The 23,531-nt window shown below is 53.6% G+C and carries 21 protein-coding genes, 1 pseudogene and 1 other annotated feature; of the genes and pseudogenes, 9 read left to right on the plus strand and 13 right to left on the minus strand.

The genetic code is table 11. From position 1 onward, the window contains the following. Positions 1-6: 6 nt before the first annotated feature. From GA0061071_RS06845 to GA0061071_RS06885, 9 genes are all read right to left on the minus strand, one after another. Positions 7-1,311: an inosine/guanosine kinase gene (locus GA0061071_RS06845; RefSeq protein ID WP_061497067.1), complete on the minus strand. Its 1,305-nt coding sequence runs from the start codon at positions 1,309-1,311 to the stop codon at positions 7-9. 63 nt (positions 1,312-1,374) lie between these two features. Continuing rightward, positions 1,375-2,337 (minus strand): ferrochelatase, encoded by a 963-nt coding sequence (gene hemH / locus GA0061071_RS06850; protein ID WP_088236747.1) that lies wholly within the window; start codon positions 2,335-2,337, stop codon positions 1,375-1,377. Between the two features lie 112 nt (positions 2,338-2,449). Beyond that, complete coding sequence (gene adk / locus GA0061071_RS06855; RefSeq protein ID WP_088236748.1) at positions 2,450-3,094, minus strand: adenylate kinase; 645 nt, start codon at positions 3,092-3,094, stop codon at positions 2,450-2,452. 164 nt (positions 3,095-3,258) lie between these two features. Further along, positions 3,259-5,133, minus strand: coding sequence for a molecular chaperone HtpG (gene htpG, locus GA0061071_RS06860; protein ID WP_061497073.1), 1,875 nt, complete (start codon positions 5,131-5,133; stop codon positions 3,259-3,261). 110 nt (positions 5,134-5,243) lie between these two features. Beyond that, positions 5,244-5,849, minus strand: coding sequence for a recombination mediator RecR (gene recR / locus GA0061071_RS06865; RefSeq protein WP_061497075.1), 606 nt, complete (start codon positions 5,847-5,849; stop codon positions 5,244-5,246). After that, the gene (locus GA0061071_RS06870; protein ID WP_023478246.1) at positions 5,849-6,178 is read right to left on the minus strand and encodes a YbaB/EbfC family nucleoid-associated protein; all 330 of its coding nucleotides are present in this window, start codon (positions 6,176-6,178) and stop codon (positions 5,849-5,851) included. The genes recR and GA0061071_RS06870 overlap by 1 nt, the downstream gene beginning before the upstream one ends. 81 nt (positions 6,179-6,259) lie before the next feature. Continuing rightward, complete coding sequence (gene dnaX / locus GA0061071_RS06875; protein ID WP_088236749.1) at positions 6,260-8,188, minus strand: DNA polymerase III subunit gamma/tau; 1,929 nt, start codon at positions 8,186-8,188, stop codon at positions 6,260-6,262. Further along, positions 6,863-6,927, minus strand: a sequence feature (DnaX frameshifting element). Its footprint overlaps the gene before it by 65 nt. 121 nt (positions 8,189-8,309) lie before the next feature. Continuing rightward, positions 8,310-8,861, minus strand: a complete 552-nt coding sequence (apt, locus tag GA0061071_RS06880) for an adenine phosphoribosyltransferase (RefSeq protein ID WP_061497080.1) — start codon at positions 8,859-8,861, stop codon at positions 8,310-8,312. Between the two features lie 152 nt (positions 8,862-9,013). After that, on the minus strand, positions 9,014-9,391 hold the full coding sequence (locus tag GA0061071_RS06885) for a DUF454 family protein (RefSeq protein ID WP_088236750.1): 378 nt from the start codon (positions 9,389-9,391) through the stop codon (positions 9,014-9,016). Positions 9,392-9,458: 67 nt separating this feature from the next. Between GA0061071_RS06885 and priC the strand changes: the two genes are divergently transcribed. Beyond that, entirely contained in the window at positions 9,459-9,986 is a 528-nt protein-coding gene (gene priC, locus GA0061071_RS06890; protein ID WP_061497083.1) for a primosomal replication protein N'', read from the plus strand. 13 nt (positions 9,987-9,999) lie between these two features. After that, positions 10,000-10,146 (plus strand): pleiotropic regulatory protein RsmS, encoded by a 147-nt coding sequence (gene rsmS / locus GA0061071_RS06895; RefSeq protein WP_071890056.1) that lies wholly within the window; start codon positions 10,000-10,002, stop codon positions 10,144-10,146. Positions 10,147-10,182: 36 nt separating this feature from the next. On the opposite strand, the gene mscK is transcribed toward rsmS, so the two are convergent. Together mscK and acrR are read right to left on the minus strand one after the other, a co-directional pair. Beyond that, positions 10,183-13,539, minus strand: coding sequence for a mechanosensitive channel MscK (gene mscK, locus GA0061071_RS06900; RefSeq protein ID WP_061497085.1), 3,357 nt, complete (start codon positions 13,537-13,539; stop codon positions 10,183-10,185). 126 nt (positions 13,540-13,665) lie between these two features. Continuing rightward, positions 13,666-14,319 carry a multidrug efflux transporter transcriptional repressor AcrR gene (gene acrR, locus GA0061071_RS06905; protein ID WP_061497088.1) on the minus strand — a complete coding sequence of 218 codons (654 nt, stop codon included), beginning with the start codon at positions 14,317-14,319 and terminating at the stop codon, positions 13,666-13,668. A 142-nt stretch (positions 14,320-14,461) separates the two neighbouring features. Between acrR and acrA the strand changes: the two genes are divergently transcribed. From acrA to GA0061071_RS06935, 6 genes are all read left to right on the plus strand, one after another. Continuing rightward, the gene (gene acrA / locus GA0061071_RS06910; protein ID WP_061497090.1) at positions 14,462-15,655 is read left to right on the plus strand and encodes a multidrug efflux RND transporter periplasmic adaptor subunit AcrA; all 1,194 of its coding nucleotides are present in this window, start codon (positions 14,462-14,464) and stop codon (positions 15,653-15,655) included. A gap of 22 nt (positions 15,656-15,677) precedes the next feature. After that, positions 15,678-18,827 (plus strand): multidrug efflux RND transporter permease subunit AcrB, encoded by a 3,150-nt coding sequence (gene acrB / locus GA0061071_RS06915; RefSeq protein WP_061497092.1) that lies wholly within the window; start codon positions 15,678-15,680, stop codon positions 18,825-18,827. A 515-nt stretch (positions 18,828-19,342) separates the two neighbouring features. Continuing rightward, positions 19,343-19,717, plus strand: a complete 375-nt coding sequence (tomB, locus tag GA0061071_RS06920) for an Hha toxicity modulator TomB (RefSeq protein WP_061497094.1) — start codon at positions 19,343-19,345, stop codon at positions 19,715-19,717. 23 nt (positions 19,718-19,740) lie between these two features. Further along, the gene (locus GA0061071_RS06925; protein ID WP_061497097.1) at positions 19,741-19,959 is read left to right on the plus strand and encodes an HHA domain-containing protein; all 219 of its coding nucleotides are present in this window, start codon (positions 19,741-19,743) and stop codon (positions 19,957-19,959) included. Between the two features lie 74 nt (positions 19,960-20,033). Then, positions 20,034-20,600 carry a maltose O-acetyltransferase gene (gene maa, locus GA0061071_RS06930; protein ID WP_088236751.1) on the plus strand — a complete coding sequence of 189 codons (567 nt, stop codon included), beginning with the start codon at positions 20,034-20,036 and terminating at the stop codon, positions 20,598-20,600. A gap of 100 nt (positions 20,601-20,700) precedes the next feature. Continuing rightward, positions 20,701-21,180: a YlaC family protein gene (locus tag GA0061071_RS06935; RefSeq protein WP_061497101.1), complete on the plus strand. Its 480-nt coding sequence runs from the start codon at positions 20,701-20,703 to the stop codon at positions 21,178-21,180. Here GA0061071_RS06935 and pdxR read toward each other — a convergent pair. Further along, positions 21,146-22,594 carry a MocR-like pyridoxine biosynthesis transcription factor PdxR gene (gene pdxR, locus GA0061071_RS06940; RefSeq protein ID WP_061497103.1) on the minus strand — a complete coding sequence of 483 codons (1,449 nt, stop codon included), beginning with the start codon at positions 22,592-22,594 and terminating at the stop codon, positions 21,146-21,148. The two genes, GA0061071_RS06935 and pdxR, sit on opposite strands and share 35 nt — an antisense overlap. Before the next feature lie 98 nt (positions 22,595-22,692). Here pdxR and GA0061071_RS06945 point away from each other — a divergent pair. Further along, positions 22,693-23,394 (plus strand): annotated as a pseudogene (locus GA0061071_RS06945) (GNAT family N-acetyltransferase). Here the strand turns inward: GA0061071_RS06945 and ykgO are convergent. Then, positions 23,391-23,531 (minus strand): type B 50S ribosomal protein L36, encoded by a 141-nt coding sequence (gene ykgO, locus GA0061071_RS06950; RefSeq protein ID WP_088236752.1) that lies wholly within the window; start codon positions 23,529-23,531, stop codon positions 23,391-23,393. The pseudogene GA0061071_RS06945 and the gene ykgO overlap by 4 nt on opposite strands.

Below are 23,531 nucleotides of genomic sequence, written 5' to 3' on the forward strand. Positions count from 1 at the left end.
GGAAAATTAACGTTCCCAGTACGCCTCTTCGAGACTGTCTTCTCGCTCCGGCAAGCCACGCGTTAAGCGTGGTGAATGCTGATTCAGCACCTGGTAACTTACGCGGTTGGCGTATTTACAGACCTGCGCCAGCGACGAATAGGTCAGCCAGTTAAATTTGTGCTTACTGGAGTTGGGAACGTTGGCACGGTGATAATTATTGGCAGTGATATCGTGCAGCAACGCGGCCAATGCACCATCGCCTGCGCCATTGGTATTCATGATCTTTTCCGGGCCGCCCATATAGGGCGCAATGTGCGAGTAGATACGCAGCGGGTGTTCACAATCTTTGTGGCGTAGCGCGCGGCTGAACTCAAACTGGTTGAATTCGGCAATTGCGCCCGGTAACAGGGGGTGTTGCGTTTTGCGTTTCGCATCGTCTTCCGTAAAGCCTGCCATATACAAACCGACAGGCCCGGCGGTACAGAGCACCAAATCAACCCAATCCAACGCCTTATCGGCGGCCAGCAACGGATCGCTTTCGCCCGTCAGGGCATGCCCTTCCTCTTCGTTCATCGCCAGAATGGAGACGTTCTCTTTAAGGAAATCGCGCCACCACTGCGGGTTATCAGCAATCACATATTTAGTACCCAGCGTCAGCACCACCGGAACATTATGCTTTTTGGCATACGCTACCGCTTGCAGGGTTGCCTCCGGCATCGGTTCACCGGGGTTGCAGCGCACCAGGTAAGAGGAGAGCACCAGCGCAGAAGCCCCTGCAATCACCGCTTCCGGGATACTGTCGGCACGCAGTTGATTCATCTGGCCTGGGCTTATCGCAAACGTACGCTCGCCGCTGTCGTTAATCAGGGTGAAACAACGACCAATCGCGCCGTCTACCCCTTGCAGATAGTTCAGATCGGTACGGCTGGAGGTGTTGCACAGATAACGGTAGGCATAACTGCCAATCTTCACGTTTTCACACATCACACCAAGCAGAACCGAGCGGTCATCCGCCAGCACCGAGTAGTTGTGCATGGTATTGCCGATGGTGCCACCAGCAAACTGGTGGGTGATCAGGTTTTCCTGCACCAGTTCCTGGTACAGCGCTTCGGCAACGTCATCCGCGATCACCAGAGAATGCCCGGCACTCAGGCCATAACGCGTAATAAACGCATCATCCACCTTTGCCTCAATATCCACCAGCGTCTGGTCAATGCCGACCACCCAGCAGGTACTGACGTCACTCTCAGGCTGGATTTGCTGCAATAACGGATCGCGGGCGTTGACGGGGAAATAGTGTTTGGATTTACGTTTACCGGGAAATTTCATGGTTGCGATAAGGGATCAACATTCGGGCTGTGGATGGTAACACACTCACGGCCCGCCGCGCGATCAACGATATTTCGCCGTTAAATTCACCATCATCTCGATATGATCCGGCGTGTCATTAAGCGCCGGAATGTACTCATATTTTTCCCCGCCCGCTTCGAGGAAAAATTCACGGTTTTGTACCGCAATCTCCTCCAGCGTCTCCAGGCAGTCGGAAGCAAAACCCGGTGACATCACCTGAATATGCTTCACGCCTTTCTCACCAAGCATTTTCAGCGTTTCATCGGTATAGGGGGTTAACCAGGGTTCGCGACCAAAGCGGGACTGGAAGGTCATCATCACTTTTTCCGGCGGCAAGTCGAGTGCGGAAACCAGCTCGCGGGTGGTATCGCGACAACGCTGCGGGTAATCATCCCCTTCGGCAGCATAGCGCTGAGGTATGCCGTGATAAGAGAGCAGCAGTAAATCTGGCTCGCCATGTCGCGCAAAAGAAGCACGAACGCTGTTTGCCAGCGCCGTAATATAGTCCGTGTCATCGGCATAATCGCGAATAAAGGAGACGCCGGGAATATGGCGTTTTTTCGCCAGGATTCGCGCCAGTTCATCCCATACCGCCGCGACGGTGGAGCAGGAGTATTGCGGATAGAGCGACAGCACCACAATATGGTCAACGTCCTGCGCCAGCAGCTCATCGACCGCGCTCTCCAGCGAAGGAGAACCATAGCTCATGCCGAGCACAACCGGCACATCCGGTAGTCGCGCCGCCAGCGCCTGTTGCTGCCTGCGGCTGTAAACCATCAGTGGCGAACCTTCTTCCATCCAGATGGAGCGATAAAGTTTTGCCACGCGAGGAGAACGAAGGGGCAGGATCACGCCGCGCAGCAGCGGCCACCACAACAATCGCGGAGTATCCACAACGCGTCTGTCGCTCAGAAATTGCCGCAGATAGCGTTTAACTGCTTCGGGGGTGGGTGCATCGGGGGTGCCAAGATTGGCCAACAAAATGCCCGTTTTCGCCTGACTCATTCGCGCCTCTTAACCATTTAACTGGTTGATAATTGTAGCCGAAACACGCGTAAACGGAACCAATTGCAGTGATTGTTGAAACTCCCCGGCAAGAGAGCCGGGGAGAGAGGCATTAGCCGAGGATTTTTTCCAGTTCAGCGCGCACCTCGTTCACGGCTTTGGTGCCGTCAACTTTGGCGTATTGGGTGTTGCCCGCCTGCGCTTCTTTCTGGTAGTAGCCGATCAGCGGCGCGGTCATCTGATGGTATTCCACCAGGCGCTTACGCACGGTTTCTTCCTGGTCGTCTTTACGGGTGGTCAGATCTTCGCCGGTCACATCATCTTTACCTTCGACTTTCGGCGGGTTGAATTTGATGTGGTAAACGCGGCCAGAGGCAGCGTGGACACGGCGACCAATAATACGGTCGACAATCAGTTCGTCCGGCACGTCGAATTCCAGTACGAAATCCACCGCAATGCCCGCTTCTTTCATCGCATCAGCCTGCGGGATCGTACGCGGGAAGCCATCGAGCAGGAAACCGTTGCGGCAATCTTCCTGAGCAATGCGCTCTTTTACCAGCGCGATAACCAGTTCGTCAGTAACCAGTTTACCCGCGTCCATGATGTCTTTGGCCTGTTTGCCCAGCTCGCTGCCGGATTTCACAGCCGCACGCAGCATGTCGCCGGTGGAGATTTGCGGAATACCGTATTTCTCCATGATGAACTGCGCCTGAGTTCCTTTACCTGCGCCTGGAGCGCCAAGCAGAATAATACGCATTGCGGAAATCCCCTCAAATGTTGGTTCAATTTTTCAAAAGCGCTAAAAGATACCACCAGAACGAGGATGGCTCAAGGAAGGCGGGACGGCTGAAACGGTTAATGAGAATGAATGAGAGAAATAAAGTGTTACCCCCACCGCGCGGATGAGGGTAACGCAGAACCTTACGCCATCAACAACGCGTTTACGCGTTTGATAAACAGGTTCGGATCTTCCAGCGTACCGCGCTCAGCCAGCAGGGACTGATCCAGTAACAGCTCGACCCACTCCTTAAACTGCGCCTCATCCTGGGTGTCCGCCGCACGTTTCACCAGCGGATGATCCGGGTTCAGTTCAAAGATGTATTTCACTTCCGGCGCGTTCTGGCCCGCAGCGGCGAAGAGTTTCGCCATCTGGGTGCTCATTTCATCCGCGTCGGTGACGACAACCGCAGGCGTGTCGGTCAGACGATGCGTCAGACGCACCTCTTTGACGCGCTCGCCCAGCAGCGTTTTCACACGCTCAACGAACGGTTCCAGCGCTTTTTCGGCTTCTTTTGCACTTTCATCCACTTCATCAGCCAGTTTTTCCAGCGATGCATCGGCTTTCGCCACAGACTGGAATGCCTTACCGTCAAACTCGGTCAGGTAGCTCATCATCCACTCATCAATGCGATCCGAAAGCAGCAACACTTCGATGCCTTTCTTACGCAGCAGCTCCAGGTGCGGGCTGCTCTTCGCAGCGGCATAGCTGTCGGCGGTGATAAAGTAAATTTTCTCCTGCCCTTCTTTCATGCGCGACACATACTCTTCCAGCGACACGGTTTGCGCTGAAGAGTCGGTGTGCGTAGAAGCAAAGCGCAGCAGTTTGGCAATTGCTTCAATATTACCGCTGTCTTCGCCCGCCCCCTCTTTCAGCACCAGACCGAACTGCTGCCAGAAGGTTTGGTATTTTTCCGCGTCATCTTTCGCCAGTTTATCCAGCATTTGCAGAACACGTTTGGTCAACGCTGAACGCAGATTGCGGGTCACGCTGCTGTCCTGCAGAATTTCACGGGAGACGTTAAGCGGCAGGTCGTTGGAATCAATCAGCCCCCGCACGAAGCGCAGATAGTTCGGCATAAACTGTTCGGCGTCGTCCATGATAAATACGCGCTGCACATACAGTTTCAGACCATGCTTATGATCGCGGTTCCACATATCCCACGGTGCCTGCGACGGGATGTACAACAGGCTGGTGTACTCCTGCTTCCCTTCGACGCGGTTGTGGCTCCAGGTGAGCGGGTCAGTAAAGTCGTGAGCAATATGCTTGTAGAACTCGTTGTACTCGTCGTCTTTGATTTCAGCCTTGTTACGGGTCCACAGTGCCTGCGCTTTGTTGATCTTTTCCCAGCTAACGAGGGTTTCGCCGTCTTTCTCTTCCTGTTTTTCGATCTCTACCGGCAGCGCAATATGGTCGGAATATTTGCTGATGATGGAGCGAACACGCCAGTCATTGAGGAAATCATCTTCCCCTTCACGCAGATGCAGGGTGATTTCGGTACCGCGATCGGCTTTGGTGATATCGGCAACGGTGTATTCCCCCTCGCCTGCGGATTCCCAGAAGACGCCGTTTTCTGCGCTCTCTCCTGCCGCACGGGTACGCACGGTGACTTTATCGGCAACGATAAAAGCGGAATAGAACCCCACACCAAACTGACCAATCAACTGGCTGTCTTTTGCCTGGTCGGAACCCATAGATTCAAGGAACGCTTTGGTGCCGGATTTAGCGATGGTTCCCAGATGGTCAATCACTTCATCACGGGTCATCCCGATGCCGTTATCAGCAATCGTCAACGTACGTTGCTCTTTATCGAAAGAGACGCGTACGCGCAGCTCACCATCGCCTTCATAGAGTGAAGCGTTGGACAGCGCGCGGAAACGCAGTTTATCCGCCGCATCGGAGGCGTTGGAGATAAGCTCTCGCAGGAAGATCTCTTTGTTCGAATAGAGAGAATGAATCATCAGGTGCAGAAGCTGTTTTACTTCTGACTGAAAACCACGGGTTTCTTGTCCTTTCATTGGGAAAACCTCAACAATGCCATTTACAAGGTAAAAAAATGCGTTGAGGGAGAAGTGGGGACAGGCGTAACACTTTTCAAGCGGAGGCAAAAATTTCTGCCTCCGTTTGGTTAAAAACGAATCTTGTGGCGACCGGCCAGCGAATGCGACAGCGTGGTGCCATCGACCATCTCCAGCTCACCGCCCACCGGCACGCCATGGGCGATACGGCTGGCTTCCACACCATATTGCGCACACAGCTCCGCAATATAGTTGGCGGTTGCCTCCCCTTCCACCGTTGGGTTGGTGGCGAGGATCACTTCCTGGATCTTTTCCGATGCCAGGCGCTGTTCGAGTCTGTCGAGCCCGATGTCATCAGGCCCGATACCGTCCAGCGGTGACAGATGCCCCATCAGCACAAAATAGCGACCGGAAAACTGCCCGGTCTGCTCGATGGCGTAGATATCCGCCGGGCTTTCCACCACACAGATTTGACCGTTTTCCTGACGGCGGGGATTACTGCAAATATTGCAGACTTCCTGCTCGGTAAAGGTACGGCAATCCGCACAATGACCAATTTCCGACATTGCCCGGGTAAGCGCCTGCGCCAGGCGCATACCACCGCTGCGATCCCGCTGCAGCAGCGTAAACGCCATACGCTGCGCCGACTTCGGGCCAACGCCCGGCAGGCAGCGCAACGCTTCCATAAGCTGCGTTAACAGCGGACTGGTCTGCATCAGAACGGCATCTTAAAGCCTGGCGGCAGAGACATACCGGAAGAGACAGAAGCCATCTTCTCTTTCTGCGTTTCTTCAATACGGCGAGCGGCATCGTTGAATGCAGCGGCAACGAGATCTTCCAGCATCTCTTTGTCGTCTTCGAGCAGGCTCGGATCGATCTCCACGCGGCGGCAGTTATGCGCGCCATTGATGGTCACTTTCACCAGACCCGCGCCGGATTCGCCTGTCACTTCCAGTTGCGCGATCTCTTCCTGCACTTTCTGCATTTTTTCTTGCATCTGCTGGGCCTGTTTCATCAGGTTGCCCAGACCGCCTTTTCCAAACATAGGCTTCTCTCTTTAGCTGTGGTGACTAACCAGAGTGATAAGTCACATTCAGGGTTGAAAACAGGTAGCCGGAGCTGCCCGTCAAAGGGGACGGATACTCTCTTCATCCAGATCTGCATCAAAAAACCGCTGCAGGGTCTGGATATTGTTATCCGCAATAATCGACTCACGCGCCTGCGCAAGTTTCTCCTCATAAATCGCCTGACGCCATTCCAGCGGTGTACGCACCGCCGGATTATCATCTTCAATGATAGTCAGTTCAATCGCCGTACCGCGTAATTCGCTCAGCGCATCGCTAAGGGCCTTCTGCGCACCCTGCGAATTAAGGTGACGCTGTGAACTGCGCAGATGCAGACACAGACGCTCGCCATCCTGCTCGCTCCAGGCATTGAGTGCCACCTGTTCGACCAGTTTGGGCAGTTTAAGCTGACTGACCTCGCGGGCCCAGGCATCGCGCTCAATGGCTTCTTCCGCCAGCTTCTTCGCCAGTTCCGGCGTTTTTTCATGCTCCAGCGCTTTTTTCAGCGCCTTTGGCGTGGCAACGACGTCTTTGACTTCTTCAACAACGGTCGTGGCCTTCCAGCGATAGGCCTCTTTTTTCGCAGGCGTCTGCTCGAGCGCCAACGGTGCCGGGCGTGACTGTACGCGCTCAGTCACCGACGCCAGTCGTTCCAGCGCGGCGTTATTCACCGGCCGCGCGCGGGAAGCGGCTGCCGGTTCACTCTTTTTTGCTTTGTCGGTTCCTTGCGCTCGCTGCAACTGCCTGCGTGCTGCCAGCACCTGGCTGGTCGCATCCGGCATCGGTGCATCATGGTGCGGCGGGGCTGGAGGCGCTACGGGTGCGACCTGTTGCGGTGTCATCACCGCAGTGGGGGCAACTGGCGCGAAAGCGTGTTGCACGGCTTCAGGCGCAGGCAGCGGTGTCCGCGGATGGAACGCCAACGCGCGCAACAGTGTCATCTCAACGCCCATCCGACGGTCCGGCGCATAAGGCAGCTCTTTGCGGCCAATCAACAGCGTCTGGTAATAGAGCTGCACATCCGTTGGCGGCACCGTGCGGGCCAGTTCACGCACGCGATGTTCAACGGGTGCCATGTCGCTGCCGAGCGCCGAAGGCGTCAACTGAACCATTGCAATGCGGTGCATCAGCGTTTGCATTTCCAGCAGTAGCGCTTCCCACTCGACTCCACGGGAGGCTGCCTCATTCACCAGCGCCATTACGCGTTCGCCATTGGCGGCAACCACCGCTTCAATCAGCGATAACGCCTGATCGTCGTTCAGCGTGCCCAGCATGGTGCTGACCACCGCCGCAGAGAGTTTACCGTCCCCGCTGGCGATCGCCTGATCGGTCAGGCTGAGCGCATCGCGCAGGCTGCCGTCTGCGGCGCGCGCCAGCAGTTGTAACGCGCGCAACTCATGCTCAATCTTCTCTTCATCAAGAATATGTTCAAGCTGGCTGCGGATCTGATCGACATCCAGCGCCTTAAGATGAAATTGCAGACAGCGGGAGAGAATAGTCACCGGCAGTTTTTGCGGATCGGTGGTCGCCAGCAGAAATTTGACGTGCTCAGGAGGCTCTTCAAGCGTCTTCAACAGCGCGTTAAAGCTGTGGCGCGAGAGCATGTGCACTTCATCAATCAGATAGACTTTGAAACGACCGCGCGCCGGTGCGTACTGCACGTTGTCCAGCAGGTCGCGCGTGTCTTCAACTTTGGTGCGTGACGCGGCGTCAATTTCAATTAAATCAACAAAGCGCCCTTGTTCGATTTCCCGACAGTTATCGCAGACGCCGCAAGGCGTTGCGGTGACGCCGGTTTCGCAGTTCAGCCCCTTCGCCAGCAAACGGGCAATAGAGGTTTTCCCGACGCCCCGGGTGCCGGAAAACAGGTACGCATGGTGTATGCGTCCTGAAGAAAGACCGTTCGCCAGTGCAGTCAGCACATGCTCCTGGCCGACGACGTCAGCAAAAGTTTGTGGTCGCCATTTTCGGGCTAAGACCTGATAACTCATTGGCAGGCTCTGAAACGCTGGAAGGTGAATTTACGAAAGGATAATGCTAACACAGCATATGCTGTTAATACACTTCATCCCTCAGGCGCAAGCCTGAAGGATGAATGCGCGGGCAGAAGAATCAATGCCCCGGGAACGGCACCAGGCTGTAGGAGGTAACGCCTTGTTTTTCCAGACGCTGCTCGCCGCCAAGGTCGAACAAATTGATAATAAACGCCGCATCGGTCACTTCACCGCCCAGACGACGGATCAGTTTCACGGTGGCTTCAATGGTGCCGCCCGTCGCCAGCAGATCGTCCACCACCAGCACTTTATCGCCGGCCTGAATGGCGTCTACATGGATCTCTAACTGGTCAGTACCGTACTCAAGTTCATAGCTTTCGGAAATTGTCTCGCGCGGCAGTTTACGCGGTTTACGCACCGGTACGAAACCGACGCCCAGCCCCAGCGCAACCGGTGCGCCAAACAGAAAACCACGCGCCTCAGTCCCTACTACTTTGGTGATCCCGGCGTTTTTATAACGTTCAACCAGCAATTCAATGCTGAGAGCATACGCTTTCGGGTCTTCCAGCAAACTGGTGACATCACGGAACAGGATGCCCGGCTTCGGGTAATCCTGAATGCTTTTGATGCTGTCTTTAAGAAATTCAAGCTGCTGCGCAGTCGCTGTCATGGATATTTGCCTGATAGAAACGGTGTTACTCACGGTACGCGCTTTTAAGGCTTAGTGTAACCACTGATTAACATTTAACCAGTCGCACCCGTGCTCGAAAACGCTCGAATTTACTGGCTGAGCGCGACAATTGCAACTGCCTTCGCTGCGCTTTACGTTTTTTGTTGCTTTGTATCAATCACCGGGATACGCCACATAAAAATGAGCAAACAGGCCAGGATAAACAACAGCAGAATGCGCACCCACATCATCTTCACTACGTATAATGAAACAGCGAACGTCAGCAGAATAACAGCAACAGCGCGCGGCTTTGCACCGGGCGGCATTGCGCGGTATTGCTGCCAGTGACGCAGATAGCCGCCGAACCAGGAGCGGTAGAGCAGCCAGTGGTGGAAACGCGGCGACGAACGCGCAAAACACCACGCCGCAAGCAGGATAAACGGCGTCGTTGGCAACAAAGGCAATACCACGCCAAGCGTACCCAGCGCTACCGCCAGCCAGCCAATGATGATTAAAATAGTACGTTGCATAATGCGAATCGTTATCAAGACGAACGGCTAATGTAGCACAGGAAGGTCAATTAACAGGGGAAGATCCATGAAAAGTGCCGCGCTTTTACAGAGGCTGGAACAGCAACTGGCAGTCCTGCGCCAGCAGGCCGCCCCGCTGGCGCAACATGCGACCGTAAGTCCACGCTTCGATCGGCACCTTTTCCGTACCCGCAGTACGCACATGCAGGCTTATGTGGATGAAATTGCGGATAACATGCAGGCATTGCGCCATGCCGCTGACAATAACAGCCTTGCCCAGGTCGTCTGGCTGGCGGAACACCTGACCGCGCAAATCGCCGCCTTAACCCGCGAGAGCGCCGTCTGGTCGCTGCGTGAATGGGATCATGCATCTCCCGCAGTGGCGCGCTGGCAGCGTAAGCGCTTACAGCATCAAGACTATGAACGTCGGCTGTTGGAAATGCAGCAGCAGCGCGAGCAGCGTTTAAGTCAGGCGACAACGCTTGCCGAGCAGCAACAATTGCATAACGAAGTGGCCGCGTTAGCCGCAAGGCTTGCCCGATGCCGCAGCGCTCTGGATAACATCGAGCGTGTACTGGCGCAGATAACCCGTTAATCAAGGAGTAAGCATGTCACTGGAAAACGCCCCGGATGAAGTCAAACTGGCCGTCGATTTGATTATGTTGCTGGAACAGCATGAGATGGCACCGGAACTGGTGTTAAAAGCACTGGAGATTGTGAAGCGGGATTTTGAGAAGAAACTGGAATCCTGTTAGGCCCTCTCCCGTGACGGGAGAAGGCCTGGAAGGAAATCACGCCTGTTGTATGGGTGTCGGGTCATCCCCTTTCAGATCGCGTTTCACTTCAGTCAACTCATCACCTTTTGCATTACGCAGGTGCACTTCAAGCTGATTAAAGGCGATATCAATGTTGTTCTCGCGGCACAGTCTGTCGATTGTGCGATTGAGCTCATCCACCGTGTAGCTGCGATCGCGCAGTTCACGGACATACAGACGCAGCTCGTGATCCAGTGTGCTCGGACCAAAAGTGGTAAAGAACACTGATGGTTCTGGATCGTGCATCACTTTCGGATGTTCCATCGCCGCCTTCAGCAGAACTTTTTTCACTTTATCCAGATCGGAACCATAAGCGACACCGAGACGAATCACCACGCGGGTAATGGTATCGGACAGCGACCAGTTGATCAGACGCTCTGTAACGAAGGCTTTGTTCGGGATAATCACCTCTTTACGGTCAAAGTCGGTGATGGTGGTGGCACGAATACGGATTTTACTGACGGTGCCGGAGAAGGTACCAATGGTCACCGTATCGCCAATGCGCACCGGGCGCTCGAACAGAATAATCAGGCCGGAAACAAAGTTACCGAAGATTTCCTGTAAACCGAAGCCCAGACCTACGGATAACGCTGCTGCCAGCCATTGCAGTTTGTCCCACGATACCCCTAACGAGCCGAACACCGTAACTGCACCGACTGCGATAATGGCGTAATTGAGGATGGTGGTCACCGCATAAGATGACCCCTGGCGCATATTAAGCCGCGAGAGGATCAACACCTCCAGCAAACCCGGTAAGTTGCGGATCAGCGCCCAGGCCACGATAAAGACAATGACTGCAAACAGCAGACTCCCCAGCGTCACGCTCTTCATTACTGCCGCGCCCGCTTCCGTACCGTTGTAGTGCCACAAGGTAATGCTGTCGAGATAGGCAAACACCGAGATCAAATCAGACCAGATTGCCCAGAACACCACGCCAAACAGCGCAACCATCACCAGCATGGTGATACGCAATGTCTGCTGGTTCACCTGTTCCAGCGCAATGGTCGGTTCCTCTTGCGGCTCCGCGCCTTCCGCCCCCTCTTTCACCATATTCTGGCGACGCGCCAGCGCACGGCGATAAGCAATACGACGGGCAGCAACACTCAAACCACGCAATACCGTCTGGTAAAGCAGGTTCCAGATAATGACCAGGTAGACCGTTTCGATCCAGCGACCGGCAAGACGCAACGTGGTGTAAAAGTAGCCCGTTGCAGTCAGCACCATTAACGCGATGGGTACAATCGCCAGCACGGTAACCGTCACCAGGCGTATGCTGTGGGACTCTTTGTCGCGCCAGCTTTCGCGGAACATCGGCCAGACCAGCGCGGTGATCAGCAACAGGTTAAGCAGGATGACAAATTGCCCGGCAACGTCATCCATCAGATGCAGCGGAGAGAGCTCCGACACCACTGACCAGAAATGCAGCGGCAACAGCGCCAGGCTGATGCGCACAATCTGCCGACGCCAGTGGCTGGTAAGCTGCTCAGGCATATTGAAGTGGTTGACCGCCACGCCTTTCTTTTCCAGTACCTTCCAGCACAGGCCAAACACCAGCCAGAACAACGCCAGTTTTTTACTGAAAGCCCATAACAGCTCGCTGACATTAAGCTGCATGGTAAGCAGAATCAGACCGATGGCCAGAATCAACAAACAGACCGGCAGCGCACGGATCAGATCGATCAGAATCGCTTTTGGGGTATGGAGCTGGCTGTCAGTGCGTAGCTGCCCGACCTGGTCTGCCAGCTTCGCCTGATACCCTTTCAGCCAGTTCAGACGCCAGCGGATAAGACCGGCAATCAGCAACAGCGGTAAACCGGCCAGGAAGGCAATCGCCACCGCAGGCCAGGCTTTCTCCCAGTTAACGGTGATCTTCGTGGATTTAATCTGATCATGTAAGGCATGCGGGAAGGCTTTAAACCAGTCCCAGTCCATAGGCTTATTGCTGTTTACCCAGAAGATTTGCTGGGTCAGGATATCCTGCAAGCTCCTGGAAACGCTCATCAGTTGTTGCTGGTTAACCTGCAGGTTAATGGCCATCATCAGCTGGTTGCCGAGTTGCTTGTTCAGTTGATCCAGCAACTCACGGCGCATATCCACCACTTGCAGGAGCGCATCATGCACTTCATCGTTGACGTCGCTCTGATGACCTTCCTCCAGTTTGGCAACAAAGGCATCGCTCTGGAACAGGGCATCACGCTGTTGGTTGACATCAAACTGTTCGATACGCAGATCCGCAATGCGGTTAGTCATATCTTTCAGTTCGTCCGCCGACGGCAGCGTCTGCTGTTGCTGATACAAAATGCGTGACAGCAGCAGGCTCCCCTTCAGAACCGCAATTTGCTCTTTGATATTGCGTTCAGACTGCAGCGCGCGGTCCAGCCAGTTTTTCACTTTGATATTTTGCTGCACCAGCGAGTTGCCGTTTTCCGTTGCGGTGATCAGCTTCTGGCTCAACTGATGGTTGATCTCCAGCTCTTGCTTCACCAACGGGTTTTCCTGAATACGCGCGGTTTCATCCGGCGTTACTGCTTGTTGCGCGGTTTTTTCCGTTAGCGTCAGACGCTTGTTATTTACCGCCTCCTGCAACAACTGCAACTGATGCTCAAGACGGTTACCGTTTGCCGTGACATAGTCGCGCTGTTTTTGCAGCGTATCCTGGAGTGTGGTGTTGCCTTCGAGACTTTTGCGCAGTTGTTCAATTTGCGCATTCAATAACGCCTGCTGTACCTGCAATAGCGCCTGCTGCGTAGGTCGCAACGCCCCTTCGCCCGCCGACGTGCCGTTCAAGCGGTTACGGATTTGCTGCAACTGCTGCGACGCGGTGTACATGGCGTTTTGCACACGTTCTGGCTGCGTCTGCAGCGACACCAGTTGACTGTTATAGGTGGATAAATCGTTCTGTGCGGTTTGCAAATCTTCAAGCAGTTGCGACATACGGGATTCAAGCTGACGCAAAGAGAGCGTCGCCAGCGTCTTACGCGTTTCGTCGTCATTGTCTTTATCGCCCAGCGCATTCAGCGCATCCGTTGCCTGGCGCATTTTCTCCGGCGCCTGGGCGACTTTCTGCTTGAGCAATGCGGTTTCTTGCTTCACCCGGTCAATTTTATCGAGGGCATCCAGCGTCTCGGTCAAATCCTGAATGACCCGTTTGTCCTGCGCCGAGTGATCTTTTTGCTTATTCAGTGCGTTGAGCTGATTTTGCACATCGGTGCGGGAAGGTAAGTCGTTACTCGTCTCCGCCCAGGCAACATTGCCCAGCAGGCTTGCGATGACAAGAAACAACGCGGCAGCAAAAGCTGCGAACGTATTACGCGTGCGGTTGTTGTGCGACATAATTTGCGTGATCGGTTTCTGTACGGGAAAGGTGGTCGGGATGACCACGCGCGAAGAATATCACGCAGTTAGACAACAACCTAGAACAGTGAGAAGCCTCCAGGAAAAATCCTGGCGGCTTACGGTTTACGCGTTTAGCGTCTCGCGATCGCTGCGTAGTGTCGGGCAGAGCTGGCACATCTCCAGCAGGATCGCCACATAGTCACGCGCTTCTTTTTTTAAATCAAAGGATTGTGGTGCAAAGAGCCAGTTTTCCATTATCCCGGATATGTACGCGCGCATCAGCACGGCCACACGCCGCGTCAGTAAGTTGGCCGGCAGCAATTTTGCCTGGATACATTCTCTCAGCGTCTGCTCGATACGATCATAACTTTCAAGGCTCAAATTACGCTGCGCTTCCTGCACAATCGCCATTTCGCCAACAAACTCACATTTGTGGAAAATGATCTCCATCATTAAACGACGCCGCTCTTCAACAACAGTCGCTTCAAGGATATAAACCAATATTTCTCTTAAAACAGAGAGTGGATCGTCGGGGAATTTTGCCCGATACTCAATCTCAAGATCGCCAATACTGGACTCTGACAGCTCCCAGATTTCACTGAACAATTCCGACTTGTTTTTGAAGTGCCAATAAATCGCGCCGCGAGTCACTCCTGCCGCCTGCGCAATTTCCGCCAGCGAAGTAGAGGAAACACCCTGCCGGGAAAAGAGCCGCATGGCGACATCAAGAATATGCTGTCGCGTCTCCAGCGCCTGTTGTTTGGTTTTTCGTGCCATATGTTAGTGAATTTACAGGAGTCAGATTTACATACATTTGTGAATGTTTGTACCATAGCATGACGATAATATAAACGCAGCAATGGGTTTTTGGGCATTTGATCCATTGATCAATTTGAAATCGGACACTCGAGGTTTACATATGAACAAAAACAGAGGGTTTACGCCTCTGGCGGCCGTTCTGATGCTTTCGGGCAGCTTAGCGCTTACAGGATGTGATGATAAACCTGCGCAGCAGGGAGCGGGCCAGATGCCGGAAGTTGGCATTGTCACGCTAAAATCAGAACCTCTGCAAATCACCACGGAATTACCTGGCCGAACCACGGCGTATCGCATTGCAGAAGTGCGTCCTCAGGTCAGTGGCATTATTTTAAAACGCAACTTTACTGAAGGCAGTGACGTTGCAGCAGGTGTCTCGCTCTATCAGATTGATCCCGCAACGTATCAGGCTGCTTACGAAAGTGCGAAAGGCGATCTGGCCAAAGCACAGGCGGCGGCCAACATCGCTCAAATGACGGTGAATCGCTATAAAAAACTGTTAGGCACGAAGTACATCAGTCAACAGGATTACGATACTGCGCTGGCAGATGCGCAACAGGCAGACGCATCGGTTGTGGCCGCGAAAGCTGCCGTTGAAACCGCACGTATCAACCTGGCGTATACAAAAGTCACCTCGCCAATCAGCGGACGCACCGGAACCTCAACAGTAACGGAAGGCGCGCTGGTGCAGAGCGGACAAGCCACTGCGCTGACTACCGTACAGCAGCTTGATCCTATCTATGTGGATGTGACCCAATCCAGTAATGATTTCCTGCGTCTGAAACAAGAGATGGCGAACGGCACGCTGACCCAGAACAACGGCAAAGCGAAAGTGGAGCTGGTAACCAATGACGGTGTTCAGTATTCACAAAGCGGTACGCTTGAGTTTTCCGGTGTGACGGTTGACCAGACTACCGGTTCAATCACGCTGCGTGCGGTGTTCCCGAACCCGGATCACACGTTGCTGCCAGGCATGTTCGTCCGCGCCAAACTGGAAGAAGGCACTAACCCCAATGCGTTGCTGGTGCCGCAACAGGGCGTAGCCCGTACCCCGCGTGGCGATGCAACGGCGATGGTGGTTGGAGAAGGCAACAAAGTTGAAATCCGGAACATCGTCGCAAGCCAGGCAATTGGCGATAAATGGCTGGTTACTGATGGCCTTAAAACCGGCGATCGCGTGATTATTTCCGGCTTACAAAAAGTCAAACCGGGCGTGCAGGTTAAAACCCAGGAAGTGACATCTGACAATAAACAGCAAGCCCAGGCCGGCGGCCAGTCAGAGAAACCGAAGTCTTAACTTAAACAGGAGCCGTTAAGACATGGCTAAGTTTTTTATCGATCGCCCCATTTTTGCATGGGTTATCGCGATTATCATCATGCTGGCGGGGGCGTTGTCGATCCTCAAATTGCCGGTAGCGCAATATCCAACGATTGCGCCGCCTGCAATTCAGATCACCGCGTCTTACCCGGGTGCTGATGCGAAAACGGTGCAGGATACCGTGACGCAGGTTATCGAACAGAACATGAACGGTATCGATAACCTGCTCTATATGTCTTCCACCAGTGATTCCTCTGGTACGGTGCAAATCACTATCACGTTTGATTCCGGCACCAATGCGGACATCGCGCAGGTTCAGGTGCAGAACAAACTGCAACTGGCTATGCCGTTGCTCCCGCAGGAAGTACAGCAGCAAGGCGTGAGTGTTGAGAAGTCATCCAGTAGCTTCCTGATGGTTCTCGGTATGATCAGTACCGACGGTTCCATGACGCAGGAAGATATCGCTGACTACGTCGGTGCGACCATTAAAGATCCGGTCAGCCGTACCTCTGGTGTGGGTGACGTTCAGTTGTTCGGTGCGCAATATGCAATGCGTATCTGGATGGATCCGAACAAACTCAACAATTTCCAACTGACGCCTGTTGACGTGATCTCCGCCATTACCGCGCAGAACGCCCAGGTGGCAGCCGGTCAGTTAGGCGGTACACCGCCGGTGAAAGGGCAGCAGTTGAACGCCTCCATCATCGCGCAGACCCGTCTGACCTCAACGGAAGAGTTCGGCAAGATCCTGCTGAAAGTGAACACCGATGGCTCGCAGGTTCGCCTGCGCGACGTGGCGAAAATTGAACTCGGCGGCGAAAGCTATGACGTTGTCGCTCGTTACAATGGCCAGCCAGCGGCCGGTCTGGGGATCAAACTGGCGACCGGTGCTAACGCGCTGGATACCGCAGAAGCGGTGCGTGCCACGATTGCCAAACTGGAACCGTTCTTCCCGCATGGTCTGAAAGTGGTTTACCCGTACGACACCACCCCGTTCGTTAAAATCTCGATTAACGAAGTGGTGAAAACGCTGGTTGAAGCGATCGTACTGGTGTTCCTCGTAATGTACCTGTTCTTGCAAAACTTCCGCGCAACGCTGATCCCGACGATCGCGGTGCCGGTGGTACTGCTCGGGACGTTCGCGATACTCGCCGCCTTTGGCTACTCCATCAACACCCTCACCATGTTCGGTATGGTGCTGGCGATAGGTCTGTTGGTGGACGATGCCATCGTGGTGGTGGAAAACGTCGAGCGTGTGATGATGGAAGAGGGCCTGCCGCCAAAAGAGGCGACACGTCGTTCGATGGGGCAGATTCAGGGTGCGCTGGTTGGTATCGCATTGGTGCTGTCGGCGGTATTTATCCCGATGGCCTTCTTCGGCGGTTCGACCGGGGCAATCTATCGCCAGTTCTCCATTACGATCGTTTCCGCGATGGTACTGTCGGTGCTGGTCGCGTTGATCCTGACGCCAGCCCTGTGCGCCACGATGCTCAAGCCGGTTGCCAAAGGCGACCACGGTGAAGGCAAAAAAGGCTTCTTCGGCTGGTTCAACCGCATGTTTGAGAAGAGCACGCATCACTACACCGACAGCGTGGGCAACATCCTGCGCAGCACCGGTCGTTATTTGTTGCTGTATATTCTCATCGTTGCGGGAATGGCGATTCTGTTCGTTCGTCTGCCCAGCTCGTTCCTGCCTGACGAAGACCAGGGCGTATTTTTGACCATGGCCCAGTTGCCTGCGGGCGCAACGCAAGAGCGTACGCAGAAAGTGCTGGATGAAGTCACGAAATACTATCTGGAAAATGAGAAAGACAACGTTAACTCCGTGTTTACCGTTAACGGATTTGGCTTCTCAGGTCGTGGGCAGAACACCGGTCTGGCGTTCGTTTCGCTGAAAAACTGGGATGAACGTCCTGGTGAGCAGAACAAAGTTCCGGCGATTGCAGGTCGTGCAAGTGGGCATTTCGCGCAAATTAAAGATGCGATGGTGTTCGCCTTTAACCTGCCGGCGATTGTGGAACTGGGTACGGCAACCGGCTTTGACTTCCAGCTGATCGACCAGGCTAACCTGGGCCACGATAAGCTGATGCAAGCCCGTAACCAACTGTTCGGTGAAATTGCCCAGCATCCTGACTTACTGGTAGGCGTACGCCCTAACGGTCTGGAAGATACACCGCAGTTCAAAATCGACATCGATCAGGAGAAAGCCACAGCGCTGGGCGTTTCCATCAGCGATATCAACACAACGTTGGGCGCAGCCTGGGGCGGTCGTTACGTTAACGACTTTATCGACCGTGGTCGCGTGAAAAAAGTCTACCTTATGTCGCAGGCGAAATACCGTATGTTGCCAAGCGATATCGGCAACTGGTATGTCCGTGCAAGCGATGGGAAGATGGTTCCCTTCTCGGCCTTCTCCAGCACGCACTGGGAATATGGTTCGCCGCGTCTGGAACGTTACAACGGTCTGCCTTCCATGGAACTGCTTGGACAGGCAGCGCCAGGCAGGAGTACCGGTGAGGCGATGGCGATGATGGAGCAACTGGCCAGCAAACTGCCGACCGGTATTGGCTACGACTGGACGGGGATGTCCTTCCAGGAACGTCTCTCGGGTAACCAGGCGCCTGCGCTGTACGCTATTTCGCTGATTGTCGTATTCCTGTGTCTGGCGGCACTGTATGAGAGCTGGTCTATTCCGTTCTCAGTGATGCTGGTGGTTCCGTTGGGGGTTGTGGGTGCACTACTCGCCGCGACGTTCCGCGGCCTGACTAATGACGTCTACTTCCAGGTTGGCCTGCTGACAACCATTGGCTTGTCGGCGAAGAACGCGATACTTATCGTCGAATTCGCCAAGGATCTGATGGATAAAGAGGGCAAAGGGCTGATTGAAGCAACGCTGGAAGCAGTCCGTATGCGTCTGCGCCCCATTCTGATGACGTCACTGGCGTTTATCCTCGGGGTACTGCCGTTGGTTATCAGTTCCGGTGCAGGTTCCGGTGCACAGAACGCCGTAGGTACTGGCGTAATGGGCGGGATGATCACCGCAACCGTACTGGCTATTTTCTTTGTCCCGGTGTTCTTTGTGGTGGTGCGTCGCCGTTTTAGCCGCCGCAGCGAAGACATTGAGCACAGCCATAAGGTTGAGCAGCACTGATACCCTCCAGGTATCTATTATTAGAAAAGGCCGCGCGTAGCGGCCTTTTTCATTTCACGGTTCACGCCAGGAAAGAACTTATTGTCAGTTTGTTTATTTCATGCGAAAGATATAAGGCATATAATTACTGTGTATTTGAGGCACATCTTATCTCTTAGGTATTATTCTTAATTATCATCTGCATTCTGTTTAAGTAAGAATAATCCTGGCTGAATTATTCGCTACAGTGGAATAATTCAAACAGCGCTAACTTAATGAATCCTAAGGAACCTCTGGCAATAACGCTCATAAACACAACAAAATTCGCCCTCAAATCGTGCAATTATTTCATCCCGTACCGGCAGAAAAAGGCAATAATTGTAATTTTTCGTAATAGCGCAATGAAATTCTATTAGGACTGTCTTATAGTTATAATCAATCAACAGCGCAGCATTAGTCTCTGGTCAGAGCAGAAGTACCCATCCCGATACGGTGTTCGGTTAGTAAAAAAATTACCACTCAGAAGGGGATGCGTTATGGACGAATACTCGCCGAAAAGGCATGATATCGCACAGCTCAAATTTCTCTGCGAAACTTTGTACCATGATTGCCTCGCTAATCTCGAAGAGAGCCATCATGGCTGGGTTAACGATCCTACTTCAGCAATCAATCTGCAGCTAAACGAGCTGATCGAGCACATCGCAACCTTCGCGCTCAATTATAAAATTAAGTACAATGAAGATAATAAGCTGATTGCACAGATAGACGAATACCTTGATGATACGTTTATGTTGTTCAGCAGCTATGGCATAAATACACAAGACTTACAGAAATGGCGTAAAACAGGCAACAAACTGTTCCGCTGCTTCGTCAATGTGAGCAAGGCTAATCCTGTTAGTCACTCTTGTTAATATTTCAACACTAAGGTGAAAGTATGTCCGAAAAACCATTAACAAAAATTGATTATTTGATGCGGTTACGGCGTTGTCAGACAATTGATACATTAGAACGCGTAATTGAAAAAAATAAATACGAACTTTCAGATGATGAACTTGCGGTGTTTTATTCTGCAGCCGATCACCGGCTGGCAGAGCTGACTATGAATAAGCTTTATGACAAAATCCCCTCCTCCGTGTGGAAATTTGTTCGCTAATTCTCTGTACTGTTTATTTACGTTTTTTTCTGTAACACAGCGTTCAGCCTCATTGACAGGTGTATCCGATCCCGATGAATGAAGAAAAACAGAAAATGGTGGCAGGCTTGCCGTATCAGCCCGCAGATGAAACGCTGCGTGCAGACCGACTCCGCGCCCGCCAACTGCTTCATCGTTATAACCATTCAGCGCCTGAAGAAAAAGCCGAACGCAAAGCCATATTGGCGGAACTCCTCGGGCAAAGCGATGGCGCTTATATTGAACCCAGTTTCCGCTGCGATTATGGTTACAATATTTTCCTCGGCAAAGAATTTTATGCCAATTTTGACTGCGTCATGCTTGATGTCTGCCCTATCCATATTGGCGATAATTGCATGCTGGCGCCTGGCGTGCACATCTATACCGCAACGCATCCGCTCGATGCAGTTGAACGCATTAGCGGTATTGAATATGGCAAGCCTGTCAGCATTGGCCACAACGTGTGGATTGGCGGCCGGGCCGTGATCAATCCTGGCGTAACGATCGGTGATAATGCGGTAATTGCATCGGGGGCGGTCGTGGTGAAAGACGTTCCTGCTAATGCAGTAGTCGGCGGCAATCCAGCCCGCATGATTAAAATGCTGGCCTCCCCGATTCAGTAACTGTTATCGTTTTTTGGGGTAAAACTGTTACTTTTTTCACACAAAGTGGCAACTTAAAATAGTTTGTCCACCTGCAAAACCGTATCAGTAAAGGCCAACAATGACAGAGATACAACGGCTGCTCACCGAAACGATTGAAGAGATCAACCAGCGTGAGAAACGGGATAACCGTCCACGCTTCAGCATCAGTTTTATTCGCAAACATCCGGGCCTGTTTATTGGCATGTACGTGGCATGGCTGGCAACGCTTGCGGTCATGTTGCAATCAGAAACCCTGTCCGGCTCCGTCTGGCTGTTGGTGGTTCTCTTTATTGCCTTTAACGCCTTTTTCTTTTTCGACGTTTATCCCCGTTATCATTATGACGATATCGATGTACTCGATTTTCGCGTCTGCTATAACGGCGAGTGGTACAACACCCGTTTTGTGCCCTCCACGCTGATTGATGCCATCCTGCATTCGCCTCATGTTGATGCAGGGCACAAATATCAGTTACAGCAAATGGTAGAGCGCAAAGGCGAACTCTCGTTTTACGACGTGTTCACCCTCACCCGCCCAGCTGTTGTACAACCAGGCGGTTAAGGGTACGCACTGCCGAAACAAACTGGCTGGCGGATGTGTTGCCGTAACCCAACACCAGCCCGCTGGATGCCGCGTCTGGATGCAACCAGAAGCGGCTTAATGCGTGCGGCGCAAGCTGTGCTTTCCGCGCTTCACGCACCACCGCTACATCATCAATTCCCGGGATAGACAACGTTAAATGCATCCCCCCGCCGCCACCATAAACGCGATGCGCAGCCGTCATCTCTTGACGCAGCGCCGCCAGCAGATTCCCCTGCCGCTTGCGGTAAAGACGGCGCATTGCCGCCAGGTGGCGCGCATAATGCCCGTCCTCAATAAAGCGCGCCAGCGTGAGCTGCTCGCCGCGGTGACCACCCCGCAATAAACTGCTGATCGCCGGTCCGGCCACCTGTGCGAGCGCCGGTGGCATCACCATAAATCCAATACGCAGCGACGGAAACAGCGTCTTACTGAAGGTACCTATATACACCACCGGCGGATGGGACCGCATGCCAAGCATGGCCGGAATAGGATCGCCGGGATAACGGAATTCACTGTCATAATCATCTTCGATAATCCAGCTCCCCGTTCGCTGTGCATAATCCAGCAGCGCAAGACGCCGCGTCGCACTCATTACCTGACCAAGGGGATACTGGTGAGATGGAGAGGTATAAATCATACGCGGAGCTGCCGCGCCAGTACTCAGTACCATGCCTTCGTCATCAATGGGTCTGCCGCTAATCTGTAAGCCAGCAGACAAAAATGCGCTTTTCACGCCGCCATAGCCCGGCTCTTCAACCCAGGCATGATCCCCCTCATCACAGAGTAAACGCACGCAGAGCATGAGTGCTTCCTGCGCCCCTTCGGTAATGACTACCTGTTCCGCTTCACAATTGATGCCACGAGAGATAGCCAGGTGACGGGCGATGGCGGAACGTAAACGTAATTCGCCCGCCGACTCGCCATAGTTCAACAATGCGCAGCCTTCGCCGCGCCATACACGCTCCATCAAGCGCCGCCATACAGCCAACGGAAAGTAATTCACCGCAGGAATGCCCGGCGTCAGCGCCAACGCCGGTGAGTGCCGTTGCATACCACCGGGCAACGCCTGCACACGCCGGGCCAGCGCCACCGGCGGCGGGCTCTCAGGCCTGACGTCCGTGTTCGCCAGCGTTAATATTCGCGTTCCCTGTCTGTCACGCAGCACATACCCTTCAATCGCCAGTTGCTCCAGCGCCGCATTCACCGTATTGCGCGACAACGTCAGCGCCTGCGCCAACACCCGCGACCCCGGCAACTGGCTGTTTGCCTTCAGCGCACCGCTAAGCACCGCATCACGCAATGCCACATATAACGCTCGTTGCCGCGTTACTCCCACTCGTGCAGCCAAAGCCTGACGCAGCAGCGCGTACAACCCCTCTTCCGGAATATTCATTTCATGTCTCTTCGTGGCCCCATAAAACTATATCCTCATGGTTCTTTTTATGGAACCAGCACGGCGCTACGCTGCCCCTTCAGCGAAAAGGAGGCACCATGAGTCCGTTAAATCACTATCAACAACCCATCGGCAGTGCATTACCCAACTGGCAACCCCGCCCTTTCCCTCAGCGCATTGTGCTGGAGGGACGTTATTGTCGCCTTGAACCGCTTGCCCCCCGGCATGCCAGCGCCCTGTTTCAGGCGCATCAACAGGCAGAAGATGAACGTAGCTGGACGTGGCTGTTGCGTGAAGCGGATAAAGATGAAGCTTCGTTTCGTGCGTGGGTAACCAGTGTCTGTGAACTGCGCGATCCGCTGCATTTTGCCGTTATCGATAAGCGAACGGACTCGCCGGTGGGCAGCTTGTCACTGATGCGTATTGATGAGAAAAACGGTGTGATGGAAGTAGGCAGCGTGCATTTTTCTCCGCTGCTGTCACGCACTCCTGCGTCAACCGAAGCGCAGTGGCTACTGATGCGCTACGCCTTCGATACGCTGGGGTATCGTCGCTATGAGTGGAAATGTAATAGTCTGAATGAGCCATCACGCTAGGCAGCGCTCCGGCTCGGTTTTCAGTTTGAAGGTCGTTTTCGCCAGGCTCTGGTCACGAAAGGCCATAACCGCGACACTGACTGGTTTTCAATAATAGACAGTGAATGGCCACAGGTTGATCAGGCGTTGCAACGCTGGCTTGCCGTCGACAACTTCACCGCCGATGGCAAGCAACGTTTCCCCCTGGCGTCATTGCGCGCTTAACGTTTTTTCTTTTTGCCCTGCACCGCTTTAAAACGCGGATTGGATTTACAAATCACATATAAACGCCCCTTGCGCTTGACGATTTGGCAGTCAGGGTGGCGTTGTTTTGCGCTCCGCAACGAGTTCAGCACCTGCAT

The sequence above is a fragment of the Kosakonia oryzendophytica genome (genome assembly GCF_900094925.1).
GTDB lineage: Bacteria > Pseudomonadota > Gammaproteobacteria > Enterobacterales > Enterobacteriaceae > Kosakonia > Kosakonia oryzendophytica.